Origin of the sequence: Streptomyces sp. YS-3 (assembly GCF_045257485.1) — a bacterium.
Classification (GTDB): Bacteria; Actinomycetota; Actinomycetes; order Streptomycetales; family Streptomycetaceae; genus Streptomyces.
Map to the genome: position 1 here is coordinate 1 of NZ_JBJHPC010000189.1, position 11,809 is coordinate 11,809.

11 protein-coding genes and 1 pseudogene are annotated in these 11,809 nt (G+C 73.0%); 8 read left to right on the forward strand and 4 right to left on the reverse strand.

Translation table 11 applies throughout. The features are described from left to right. Positions 1-249 precede the first annotated feature (249 nt). Positions 250-936: pseudogene (cofC, locus tag ACJA3G_RS17355) on the reverse strand (2-phospho-L-lactate guanylyltransferase); the annotation flags it as partial. Positions 937-1,075: 139 nt separating this feature from the next. Between cofC and ACJA3G_RS17360 the strand changes: the two are divergent. Genes ACJA3G_RS17360 through ACJA3G_RS17370 form a run of 3 tightly spaced genes read left to right on the forward strand, consistent with a single transcriptional unit; the run spans position 1,076 to position 4,039 of the window. Continuing rightward, positions 1,076-1,828: a lysophospholipid acyltransferase family protein gene (locus ACJA3G_RS17360; protein WP_406553904.1), complete on the forward strand. Its 753-nt coding sequence runs from the start codon at positions 1,076-1,078 to the stop codon at positions 1,826-1,828. Further along, on the forward strand, positions 1,825-2,838 hold the full coding sequence (locus tag ACJA3G_RS17365) for an NAD(P)H-dependent glycerol-3-phosphate dehydrogenase (RefSeq protein ID WP_406553905.1): 1,014 nt from the start codon (positions 1,825-1,827) through the stop codon (positions 2,836-2,838). Before ACJA3G_RS17360 ends, ACJA3G_RS17365 begins: the two co-directional genes overlap by 4 nt. A 34-nt stretch (positions 2,839-2,872) precedes the next feature. Then, positions 2,873-4,039: a D-alanine--D-alanine ligase family protein gene (locus ACJA3G_RS17370; protein WP_406553906.1), complete on the forward strand. Its 1,167-nt coding sequence runs from the start codon at positions 2,873-2,875 to the stop codon at positions 4,037-4,039. Positions 4,040-4,078: 39 nt separating this feature from the next. On the opposite strand, the gene ACJA3G_RS17375 is transcribed toward ACJA3G_RS17370, so the two are convergent. Beyond that, positions 4,079-4,561 carry a DUF3515 domain-containing protein gene (locus tag ACJA3G_RS17375; protein ID WP_406553907.1) on the reverse strand — a complete coding sequence of 161 codons (483 nt, stop codon included), beginning with the start codon at positions 4,559-4,561 and terminating at the stop codon, positions 4,079-4,081. 20 nt (positions 4,562-4,581) lie between these two features. Next, on the reverse strand, positions 4,582-4,815 hold the full coding sequence (locus ACJA3G_RS17380; protein WP_064070330.1) for an Lrp/AsnC family transcriptional regulator: 234 nt from the start codon (positions 4,813-4,815) through the stop codon (positions 4,582-4,584). Between the two features lie 248 nt (positions 4,816-5,063). Between ACJA3G_RS17380 and ACJA3G_RS17385 the strand changes: the two genes are divergently transcribed. Together ACJA3G_RS17385 and thiD are read left to right on the forward strand one after the other, a co-directional pair. Beyond that, the gene (locus tag ACJA3G_RS17385) at positions 5,064-6,026 is read left to right on the forward strand and encodes a thiamine-phosphate kinase (protein ID WP_406553908.1); all 963 of its coding nucleotides are present in this window, start codon (positions 5,064-5,066) and stop codon (positions 6,024-6,026) included. Continuing rightward, complete coding sequence (gene thiD, locus ACJA3G_RS17390) at positions 6,023-6,853, forward strand: bifunctional hydroxymethylpyrimidine kinase/phosphomethylpyrimidine kinase (protein WP_406553909.1); 831 nt, start codon at positions 6,023-6,025, stop codon at positions 6,851-6,853. The genes ACJA3G_RS17385 and thiD overlap by 4 nt, the downstream gene beginning before the upstream one ends. Before the next feature lie 134 nt (positions 6,854-6,987). Here the strand turns inward: thiD and rpmB are convergent, their stop codons facing one another. After that, entirely contained in the window at positions 6,988-7,173 is a 186-nt protein-coding gene (gene rpmB / locus ACJA3G_RS17395) for a 50S ribosomal protein L28 (RefSeq protein ID WP_003957616.1), read from the reverse strand. A 243-nt stretch (positions 7,174-7,416) separates the two neighbouring features. Between rpmB and ACJA3G_RS17400 the strand changes: the two genes are divergently transcribed. From ACJA3G_RS17400 to ACJA3G_RS17410, 3 genes are all read left to right on the forward strand, one after another. Further along, positions 7,417-9,030, forward strand: coding sequence for a DAK2 domain-containing protein (locus tag ACJA3G_RS17400; protein WP_406553910.1), 1,614 nt, complete (start codon positions 7,417-7,419; stop codon positions 9,028-9,030). 83 nt (positions 9,031-9,113) lie between these two features. Further along, positions 9,114-11,342, forward strand: a complete 2,229-nt coding sequence (gene recG / locus ACJA3G_RS17405; RefSeq protein ID WP_406553911.1) for an ATP-dependent DNA helicase RecG — start codon at positions 9,114-9,116, stop codon at positions 11,340-11,342. 107 nt (positions 11,343-11,449) lie between these two features. Then, a partial coding sequence (locus ACJA3G_RS17410) for an RsmD family RNA methyltransferase (RefSeq protein WP_406553912.1) occupies positions 11,450-11,809 on the forward strand: 360 nt, incomplete at its 3' end.

Genomic DNA, 11,809 nt, shown 5'->3' on the forward strand with positions numbered 1-11,809 from the left:
GCCCTCGCCCTCCGTCTCGATACGGACCCGCTGGCCCACCCGCAGCAGCCGCAGCCCGCCCGCGTCGAAGGCCTCGGCCCCGAAGCCCACCGGGGTGCCGTCGTCGAGCAGCACACTGCCGCTGCGGGTCTCGAAGTCGTATGTGTACGCGGTCGCCTGCATGGCTGGCAGCCTAGTGCCCCGGCGGGCGGCGTTACCGCCCCGGCGCCGGTACCCGGGGACGGCCTCCACCGCGTCCCGCAGCGCCCCGGTCGCCGGCCCCGCGCCCAGCGCCAGCGCGATCCGCAGGTCCGCTCCGGTGTCCACGTCCCGGCGCACCGAGTCCACGCCGCGCAGCACGATTTCCGCCGCGCCCGACGCCGAATGCGCGGCCCGGGAGGGACCGCCGAATGCGGGGGCCAAATCCACTCCAGGGGCGGCCGAAAGAAATGTCGTCCCGATTCCCGCCGCATCGGCCAGAAATGCGCGCGGAAATACGGAGGCGGCATCCAGTACCCGCCCCAATTCCGCCGGCCGCAACGCGGGCAGATCCGCGTTCAGGGCCGCGACCGCCGCCCCCGGGCGCGTCCGCCGCACCGTGGACACCCCGTGCGCGAGGGCGGCGTTGAGGCCCGCGCGCGGGCGGTCGGCGACGACCCGGGCGCCCAGCGCGGCCAGCTCCGCGCCCGCCAGCGGATCATCCGTGACGACCGCCACATCCCGTACCGCCGGGCAGGTGAGGGCCGCTCCCACGGTGTCCAGGGCGAACGCCAGAGCGAACCGGGGCCGCAGCGCCGCGCCGACCGCGGCCGTGAGCCTGCTCTTCGCCAGCGTCAACGGCTTCAGCGGCACGACCAGCGACCAGCGGCCTGTCGATGCGGTGTTCGTGGCGTCCCCCTCGCTCTCGTCGCTCCCCGTCCGGTCGAACGGACAGCCGCTGGACAGCACGGGGCCCATTGTCACCCGGCCAGGAGCGGGCCCCGCACGGTCGGGGCGTACGGTGTTCTCGACAGACCGGAGGGCCGGGGCGACACTTGCTCCCTGCGCAAGTCGCGTGGTGGCCGACAGTGGTCTGTCCTAGAGGAAGGTGCTCCGAGTGTCCCGCCGCAGAATCGGCTTCTGGTACCGCCTGGCAGCGGTCATCGCCAAACCTCCACTGGTGGTGCTTTTCAAGCGGGACTGGCACGGAATGGAGAACATCCCGGAGGACGGTGGCTTTATCACCGCCGTCAATCACAACTCCTATCTCGACATGTTCTCCTACGGGCACTTCCAGTACAACACCGGACGGGTGCCCCGGTTCCTCGCCAAGGCCGCGCTCTTCAAGGTGCCGGTGGTGGGACCGCTGCTGCGGGGCACCGGCCAGATTCCGGTCTACCGCGAGTCCTCCAACGCCTTCGGCGCCTTCCGGGCCGCCGTCGAGGCGATCGAGCGCGGTGAATGCGTCGTCTTCTATCCCGAGGGCACCCTCACCCGCGACCCCGACATGTGGCCGATGACCGCCAAGACCGGGGTGGCGCGCGCCGCCATGCAGACGAAGGCGCCGGTCATCCCGGTCGCCCAGTGGGGCGCCAACCTGGCGATGCCGCCCTACGCCAAGGAGAAGAAGGTCCGCTTCTTCCCCCGCAAGACCCTCCAGGTGAAGGCCGGTCCGCCGGTCGACCTCGCGCGCTTCTACGACAAGGAGCCCACCCCCGAGGTGCTGCGCGAGGCGACCGAGGCCATCATGGCCGCGGTCACCCGCCAGCTGGAGGAGATCCGGGGCGAGAGCGCCCCCGCGAGGCCGTACGATCCGCGCGAAGTCCGCGCGCAGCAGCGCCGCAAGGCCGCCGGGGAGGGCACCAAGTGACGCACGCCGCCACCAAGGCAGCAGTATTCGGCAACGGCTCCTGGGGTACGGCGTTCGCCATGGTCCTCGCCGACGCGGGCTGCGAGGTGACCCTCTGGGGCCGCCGCCCCGAACTCGCCGAGGCCATCAACACCACCCGCACCAACCCCGACTACCTGCCGGGCATCGAACTGCCCGCCGCGGTACGGGCCACCAGCGATCCCGCCGAGGCCGCCGCCGGCGCCGACTTCACGGTCCTCGCCGTGCCCTCGCAGACCCTGCGCGGCAACCTCGCCGCCTGGACGCCGCTGCTCGCGCCCGGGACCGTCCTCGTCTCGCTGATGAAGGGCGTCGAACTCGGCACCGCCAAGCGGATGAGCGAGGTGATCGAGGAGGTCGCCGGGGTCCCCGCCGACCGCGTCGCCGTGATCACCGGCCCCAACCTCGCCAAGGAGATCGCCCAGCGCCGGCCCGCCGCCGCCGTGGTGGCCTGCCGCGACGAGGCCGTGGCCCAGCGCCTCCAGGCCGCCTGCCACACCCCGTACTTCCGCCCGTACACCAACACCGACGTCGTCGGCTGCGAGCTCGGCGGCGCGGTGAAGAACGTCATCGGGCTCGCCGTCGGCATCGCGGACGGCATGGGCCTGGGCGACAACGCCAAGGGCTCGCTCATCACCCGGGGCCTGGCCGAGACCACCCGGCTCGGCCTGGCGATGGGCGCCGAACCGCTCACCTTCTCCGGCCTCGCGGGCCTGGGCGACCTCGTCGCCACCTGCTCCTCGCCGCTCTCGCGCAACCACACCTTCGGCACCAACCTGGGCCGGGGCATGACGCTCCAGGAGACCATCGCGGTCACCCGGCAGACCGCCGAGGGCGTCAAGTCCTGCGAGTCCGTGCTGGATCTGGCCCGCCGCCACGGCGTCGACATGCCCATCACCGAGACCGTCGTCGGGATCGTCCACGAGGGCAAGCCGCCGGTGGTCGCGCTCAAGGAGCTGATGTCGCGCAGCGCCAAGCCCGAGCGGCGCTGAACCACACGGGTCGAACGGGTACGCTCATCGCGATATGAGCAGCGAGAACCTCCCCCAGAGCCCTGAATCGAGCACCCAGCAGCCGCGCAAGCCGCGGGTGGCCGTCGTGTTCGGTGGCCGCAGCTCCGAGCACGGCATCTCGGTCGTCACCGCCGGTGCCGTGCTGCGCGCCATCGACCGTACGAAGTACGACGTGCTGCCCATCGGCATCACGACGGACGGCCGCTGGGCGCTCACCGCCGACGAGCCCGAGCGGATGGCCATCGCCGACCGCAAGGTGCCCAGCGTCGCCGAGCTCGCCGAGTCCGCCGAGGGCGCCGTGGTGCTCCCGGTGGACCCGAACAACCGCGAGGTCGTGTTCAGCGAGCCCGGCGCGGTCCCCAAGGCGCTCGGCGAGGTCGACGTCGTCTTCCCGGTGCTGCACGGCCCGTACGGCGAGGACGGCACCCTGCAGGGGCTGCTCGAACTCTCCGGTGTCCCCTACGTCGGCTCGGGCGTCCTCGCCTCGGCCGTCGGCCAGGACAAGGACTACATGAAGCGGGTGTTCACCTCCTTCGGGCTGGCCGTCGGCCCCTACCTGGTGATCCGCCCGCGCGAGTGGGAGCAGGACGAGCAGGGCGCCCGCAAGCGGATCGCCGCGTTCGCGGGCGAGCACGGCTGGCCGCTGTTCATCAAGCCGGCCCGGGCGGGCTCCTCCTTCGGCATCACCAAGGTCGACTCCTTCGACGGCCTGGACGAGGCCATCGAGGAGGCGCGGCGCCACGACCCCAAGTTCCTGGTGGAGTCGCTGCTGCGGGGCCGGGAGATCGAGTGCGGCGTCCTGGAGTTCGAGGACGGGCCGCGCGCGAGCGTGCCGGCCGAGATCCCGCCGGTGAGCGACCACGCCTTCTACGACTTCGAGGCGAAGTACATCGACTCGGCCGACGGCATCGTGCCCGCGCCGATCGGTGCCGAGGCGACCGCGGAGGTCCGCCGGCTCGCCGTGGAGGCCTTCGAGGCCGCGTCCTGCGAGGGCCTGGTCCGGGCGGACTTCTTCCTTCAGGAGAACGGCGAGTTCGTGATCAACGAGATCAACACGATGCCGGGGTTCACGCCGATCTCCATGTACCCGCGGATGTGGGAGGCGACGGGCGTGGACTACGCGGAGCTGGTGGACCGCCTGATCGAGGCGGCGCTGCGGCGCTCGACGGGCCTGCGCTAGCCGCCGCCGGCCGCGGCCCGTCCGCGCCCGGCGCGGGCGCTACAGGCTCGCCGGAACCGTCTTCTTGACGGGTCCGGCGAGCTGGGTGAGCCACCCGATGTCTCCGGCGGGCTTCCCGGCCGCCGTCCGCAGGGTGACCTCCACATACGCCTTGCGATAGGTCGTCGTGAAGCGGAAGCCGCCCTTCGACTGCTCCAGGAGCCAGTTGACGCCGTCCACGGTCACCCCGTCCGCCTCGGGATCGTTCATCTTCTCCGGCCGGTCGATCCCGCAGCGCAGTACGATCCCGTCATCGCCCCACCCGGCGGTCAGCTCCGACGCCGGGCTGGGATCGTTCCGCCCGAGCCCGTCGAGCCTCTGGGGCAGCGCCTTGTGCAGCGCGCCGCAGAGCGCGGCGGTCTCCTTCGGCGGGCTGGGAACCGTGATCGTCGCCTTCGCGTCCGTGGAGGAGCAGCCCGCGGCGGCCAGCAGGGCGAGGGCGGCTGCGGGCAGGAGGAGGGACCGGCGGCGAGAGGAAGTCACCGGCCAAGGGTAAGCGGGGGCTACAGATGAACCACCGGGCAGGTCAGAGTGCGGGTGATCCCGTCCACCTGCTGGACCTTGGCGACCACCATGCGGCCCAGCTCGTCGACCGTGTCGGCCTGGGCGCGCACGATCACGTCGTACGGCCCGGTGACGTCCTCGGCCTGGATCACCCCCGGAATCTTTGCGATGGTCTCGGCGACGGTCGACGCCTTGCCCACCTCGGTCTGGATGAGGATGTACGCCTGTACCACGGAACCTCCAGGGCGGCCACGAGGATCATGTCCCCTCCCTACGGCGGGGAGGCCCAAGGGGGGAAGAAAGAGACGCCACGGTATCGCGTCGCCGTGCGCCCGCGGGAGTACCGCGCAGGCGCGGGCGCTCACACATCCGCGTGCGCGCGGCAGAAGTTGACGTATGAGTTGACGGTACCCACCGAGGTGACGGCTCGCGACCGCGAGCGCGCCGGGTCCCAAGGGGTACGAGGATGAGAGGTGGCACGGTGAGAGGCACTGTGGGCGAGTTGGGGGAGTTCGGGCTCATCAGGGAGCTGACCTCCCGGCTCACCTCGACCCCCGCGGTACGGATCGGCCCCGGCGACGACGCCGCGGTCGTGACCGCACCCGACCGCAGGGTGGTGGCGAGCACGGACATCCTTCTGGAGGGCCGCCACTTCCGGCGCGACTGGTCGACCGCGTACGACGTGGGGCGCAAGGCCGCCGCGCAGAATCTGGCCGATATCGCCGCCATGGGCGCGGTCCCCACCGCGCTGCTGCTCGGGCTCGTCGTCCCGGCCGAGCTCCCGGCCACCTGGCCGGTCGAGCTGATGGACGGCATCCGTGACGAGTGCCAGGTCGCGGGGGCGGCCGTGGTCGGCGGCGACGTGGTGCGCGGCGACACCATCACCGTCGCCATCACCGCCCTCGGCGACCTGCGCAACCACGAGCCGGTGACCCGCGGCGGCGCGCAGCCCGGCGACGTGGTCGCGGTCACCGGCTGGCTGGGCTGGTCGGCGGCGGGCTACGCGGTCCTCTCGCGCGGCTTCCGCTCGCCGCGCGCCTTCGTGGAGGCCCACCGCCGTCCGGAGCCGCCGTACCACGCGGGCCCGGCCGCCGCCGGTCTCGGCGCCACCGCCATGACGGACGTCAGCGACGGCCTGGTGGCGGACCTCGGGCACATCGCGGAGGCGAGCAAGGTCCGTATCGACCTGCGCTCGGGGCTGATCGACATCCCGACGCAGATGAGCGACATCGGCCAGGCGGTCGGCGTCGACCCGCTCCAGTGGGTGCTGACCGGGGGAGAGGACCACGCGATCGTCGCGACCTTCCCGCCGGACGTGAAGCTCCCCGCCCGCTGGAGGGTCATCGGGGAGGTCCTCAACCCCTCCGCGCTGCCCCAGGTGACGGTCGACGGGGCCCCCTGGACCGCCAAGGGCGGCTGGGACCACTTCGGGGACGCGGAGTGAACACCGCGCCGCCCCGGGTGCTGACCGTCGCCGGCTCCGACTCCGGCGGCGGCGCCGGCGTCCAGGCCGACCTCAAGACGATGCTGGCCCTGGGCGTCCACGGGATGAGTGTGATCACCGCGGTGACCGCGCAGAACTCGCTGGGCGTCCAGGGTGCCTGGGAGCTGCCCGCCGAGGCGGTCCGGGCGCAGTACCGCTCGGTCGTCGACGACATCGGCGTCCAGGCCGTGAAGACGGGGATGCTCTCCTCGGCCGTCCTGGTGGAGACCGTGGCGGAGCTCCTCGCGGACACGGACGCGCCGGTGGTCGTGGACCCCGTGGGCGTCTCCAAGCACGGGGACGCGCTGCTGGCCGCCGAGGCGCTGGAGTCCGTACGCCGGCTGCTGCTGCCGACGGCGACGGTGGCCACGCCCAACCTGGACGAAGTGGCGCAGCTCACGGGCGTACGGGTGGAGGACGAGGACGGGATGCGGCGGGCGGCGCAGGCGATCCTCGCCCTCGGCCCGCGCTGGGCCCTGATCAAGGGCGGCCACCTGGCGGGCTCGACGTCACCGCAGGCGGTGGACCTGCTCACGGACGGCGCCGAGGAGCACTGGCTCCGGGCCCCTCGCCGGGACAACCGCCACACCCACGGCACGGGCTGCACCCTGGCCTCGGCGCTGGCGTCGTCCCTGGCCAAGGGGGCGCCGGTCCCGGAGGCGGCGCGGGCGGCGAAGGAGTACGTGACGGCGGCGATCGCCTCGGGCTTCGCCCTGGGGGCCGGGATCGGCCCGGTGGACCACGGCTGGCGGCTGCGCACCGGGCGAGAGGCGCAGGAGCCCGCCTGAAGGGCGCGGGAAATCGCGCGACAGCCCGCAGAACCGGACCGCAGCCGCCCGGGAACGACAGAAAGCCGGCCCACCCGAGGGTGGACCGGCATTCTGGGCAACCGGAAAGGCTGCGCTACGACGAAACGTCGGCGTTAGCGCGAGACCTTGCCGGCCTTGATGCACGAGGTGCAGACGTTGAGCCGCTTCGGCGTCCGACCGACCACGGCACGCACGCGCTGGATGTTCGGGTTCCAGCGACGAGACGTACGGCGGTGCGAGTGCGAAATGTTGTTGCCGAAGCCCGGCCCCTTGCCGCAGACGTCGCAGTTGGCAGCCACGGGTCACTCCAAAGACTTCAGATGCACTTACAGTGAAATCCGGCGCACCGGATCAGAGATCTGAGGTGGCTTGCCGGGGGAATGGCCCGACTCTCGCCGGGCAACCGAAGCAGCATACAACGGCTGCTCCCGAGATACGAAACTACCATGACCGGGGCCGCCCCCCTCCCCGGGCCCGAGCCCCTCCCCGGGTCTACCCTGCTGCTGGCCCGCAGCTCACCGGCCGCTCTAGGAGGACACCAGGTGCCGCAGACTCTCGACGCCGTCGCGGTACGCGCCTGGTGCTCGCTGGCCCTGGACGGGCTCGGCCGGGACCGCGAGGAGATCGACGCGGTCAACGTCTACCCCGTCGCGGACGGGGACACCGGCACCAACCTCTATCTGACCTTCGAGTCCGCCCACCAGGCGGTCGAGGCGGTCTTCGCCGCGTACACCGAGGTGCCCGAGACGGCCGACGTCATACGGGCCATGGCCCACGGCGCCCTCCTGGGCGCCCGCGGCAACTCCGGCACGATCCTCTCCCAGCTGCTGCGCGGTATGGCCGAGGTCCTCACCGAACGCGGCACGGACCTCCCGGGAGCCCTGCGCAGGGCGGCCGAGTCGGCGTACGAGGCGGTCGCGCACCCCGTGGAGGGCACGGTCCTGACGGTGGCGACGGCCGCGGCCGAGGCGGCCGGCGCCGCCCGGGACGCCGACGGCGCGGCGGACGGCGACGCGGCGGCCGTGGCGAGCGCGGCCTACGCGGGCGCCCGGCGGGCCCTGGAGAAGACACCCGGCCAGCTCGCGGTGCTGGGCCGCGCCGGGGTYGTGGACGCGGGCGGCTGGGGTCTGGTGACGGTCCTGGGGGCGCTGGCGCAGGCGCTCTCCGGTGAGGTTCCGGCCGTCCGGCACGAGAGACACGCGCCGCYCGACGCGCCCGCCTGCCCGGCCGAGGAGGTCCAGGGGGCGGAGACCGCCGGACCCGCCTTCGAGGTGATCTACCTCCTGGAGGCGGACGACGGGGCGGTGGCACGGCTGCGGGGCCGGCTGGACGCGCTGGGGGACTCCCTGGTGGTCGTCGGCGGCGACGGCCTGTGGAACGTCCACGTCCATGTGGACGACGCGGGCGCGGCCGTCGAGGCGGGCGTGGAGGCGGGCCGCCCGTACCGGATCCGCATCACTCACTTCGGCGCGCACCCCGAGCCGCGCGAACAGGTCCAGCGGGCCGTCGTCGCGGTGGTGCCCGGCGAGGGCCTGGCCGGTCTTTGCGCCGAGGCCGGGGCCACCGCCGTCCTGGCCCGGCCCGGCGAACCCCCGGCCAGCGGCGAGCTCGTCGACGCGATCCGCCGCGCCCACGCGCGCGAGGTGGTCCTGCTGCCCAACGACGCCGAGCTGCGCCACACCGCCGCCGTCGCCGTGGAGCAGGCGCGCGCCGAGGGCGTACGGGTCGCGCTCATCCCCACCCGGTCCGCCGTCCAGGGCCTCGCCGCGCTCGCGGTGCACGCCCCCGACCGCCGCTTCGACGAGGACGTGGTGGCGATGACCGCGGCGGCCGGCGCGACCCGGTACGCGGAACTGGCCGTCGCCGAGCGGCAGTCGTGGACAACGGCGGGCATCTGCCAGGCCGGCGACGTGCTGGGCCTCATCGACGGCGATGTCGCCGTGATCGGCCAGGACCTGGGCCGTACGGCCGTGGCCGTCCTCGACCGGATGCTGGCCGCGGGCGGCGAGCTGGTCACCCTGGTGCGGGCCGCGGACACCCCGGCGGAGCTGGCCCCGGGCATCGAGGCCCATGTGCGCGAGGCCCATCTGGCGGTCGACACGGTCGTCTACGAGGGCGGCAACCAGAGCTCCCCGCTGCTGATCGGCGTCGAGTAACCGACCGGGCCGGCGGTCGCGCCCCGCCGAGTTGTCCACAGGCGGCCGGGGCCTCCTGCGGGATGTCAGTGGCGTGGTGTGCAATGGATCGCGTGCCTGCGCTCGAAGAACCACTGAAGAAGCTGCTCGGCGGACCCACCGCGAAGGTGATGGCCGAGCAGCTCGACCTGCACACGGTCGGCGACCTCCTGCACCACTACCCGCGGCGGTACGAGGAGCGCGGCCAGCTCACCAGACTGGCCGAGCTGCCCCTCGACGAGGACGTCACGGTGGTGGCGCAGGTGGCCGACGCGCGCGTGCACACCTTCAACGGAGGCCGCGGCCAGCGCCTGGAGATCACGATCACCGACGGCAGTGGCCGCCTCCAGCTGGTCTTCTTCGGCCGCGGCATCCACAAGCCGCACAAGGAACTGCTGCCCGGCAGCCGCGCGATGTTCGCGGGCAAGGTGTCGATGTTCAACCGCCGCCTCCAGCTCGCCCATCCCACGTACGCGAAGCTGGCCGCCGACGGCGACGAGGACGGCGACTCCGCCGAGGTGGTCGACTCCTGGGCGGGCGCGCTCATCCCGATCTACCCCGCCTGCAAGGGCCTGGAGTCCTGGAAGATCGCCAAGGCGGTCGACGCGGTGCTGCCCAGCGCCCGGGAGGCCGTCGACCCGCTGCCCGCGTCCCTGCGCGAGGGCCGGGGATTCGTACCGCTGCCCGAGGCGCTGCTCAAGGTCCACCGGCCGCACACCAAGGACGACGTGGAGCAGGCCCGCCAGCGGCTGAAGTGGGACGAGGCGTTCGTCCTCCAAGTCGCCCTGGCCCGGCGGCGGTACGCGGACGCGCAACTGCCTGCCGTGGCCCGCCGACCCGTCCCCGGCGGCCTGCTCGACGCCTTCGACGCCAAGCTGCCCTTCACCCTCACCGACGGCCAGCAGAACGTCTCCGCGGAGATCTTCGGCGACCTGGCGACCGAACACCCGATGCACCGCCTGCTCCAGGGCGAGGTCGGTTCGGGAAAGACGATGGTCGCCCTGCGCGCGATGCTCGCCGTGGTCGACTCCGGCGGCCAGGCCGCGATGCTCGCCCCCACCGAGGTCCTCGCCCAGCAGCACCACCGCTCCATCACCGAGATGATGGGCGAGCTCGCCGAGGGCGGCATGCTGGGCGGCTCCGACCTCGGTACGAAGGTCGTGCTGCTCACCGGCTCCATGGGCGTCCCCGCCCGCCGGCAGGCCCTGCTCGACCTCGTCACCGGCGAGGCCGGGATCGTGATCGGCACGCACGCGCTGATCGAGGACAAGGTGCAGTTCCACGACCTGGGCCTGGTCGTGGTCGACGAGCAGCACCGCTTCGGCGTCGAGCAGCGCGACGCCCTGCGCGGCAAGGGGCACACCCGGGGGGAGCGGCGGACCCCGCACCTCCTGGTGATGACCGCCACCCCCATTCCGCGCACGGTGGCGATGACGGTCTTCGGCGATCTGGAGACCTCCGTCCTCGACCAGCTCCCGGCCGGGCGCTCGCCCATCGCCAGCCATGTCGTCCCCGCCCAGGACAAGCCGCACTTCCTGGCCCGCGCCTGGGAGCGGGTCCGCGAGGAGGTCGCCAAGGGCCACCAGGGGTACGTGGTGTGTCCGCGCATCGGCGACCTGGCCGACGAGGACGAGAAGAAGGCCGCGAAGAAGAAGGCGGCCGAGGACGAGGCGGAGAAGCGTCCGCCGCTCGCCGTGCTCGACATGGCGGAACAGCTCCGCGCGGGCCCGCTCCAGGGGCTGCGCGTGGAGGTGCTGCACGGCCGGATGCAGCCCGACGACAAGGACGGCGTGATGCGCCGGTTCGCGGCCGGCGAGGTGGACGTGCTGGTCGCGACCACGGTCATCGAGGTGGGGGTGAACGTGCCGAACGCCACCGCGATGGTGATCATGGACGCGGACCGGTTCGGTGTCTCGCAGCTGCACCAGCTGCGCGGCCGTGTCGGGCGCGGCTCCGCCCCCGGTCTGTGCCTGCTGGTGACCGAGATGCCGGAGGCGAGCGCGGCCAGGGCCCGGCTGAACGCGGTGGCGGCGACCCTGGACGGCTTCGAGCTCTCCCGGATCGACCTGGAGCAGCGGCGCGAGGGCGATGTGCTGGGCCAGGCCCAGTCCGGGGTGCGCTCCTCGCTGCGGATGCTCGCGGTCATCGAGGACGAGGAGGTGATCGCGGCGGCCCGCGAGGAGGCGGTGGCGGTGGTGAGCCGGGACCCGGACCTGGAGGGGCTGCCCGCGCTGCGGACGGCTCTGGACGCGCTGCTGGACAAGGACCGGGAGCAGTACCTCGACAAGGGCTGAGCCGTACCTCGACAAGGACTGACCGGTGGGGCGCGCGGGCCGCGTCCGCGCCGGGTTCTGAGAAACTGGGGGACACCAGTGACACCCGTACACCGACAAGGACTCAGATGACCCGCGTGATCGCCGGCCGGGCCGGCGGACGCCGCCTGGCCGTTCCGCCGGGCAACGGCACCCGCCCCACCTCCGACCGCGCGCGCGAGGGGCTCTTCTCCACCTGGGAGGCCCTGCTCGGCACGCTGGAGGGCATCCGGGTCGCCGATCTGTACGCCGGGTCGGGCGCGGTCGGCCTGGAGGCGCTCTCCCGGGGCGCCTCGCACGCGCTGCTGGTGGAGGCCGACGCGCGGGCCGTGAAGACCGTCCGCGACAACGTGCGCGTACTGGGCCTTCCGGGCGCCGAGGTACGTAACGGAAAAGCGGAGCAGATCGTTGCGGGCCCCGCCCCCGAAACCCCCTTCGACGTGGTGTTC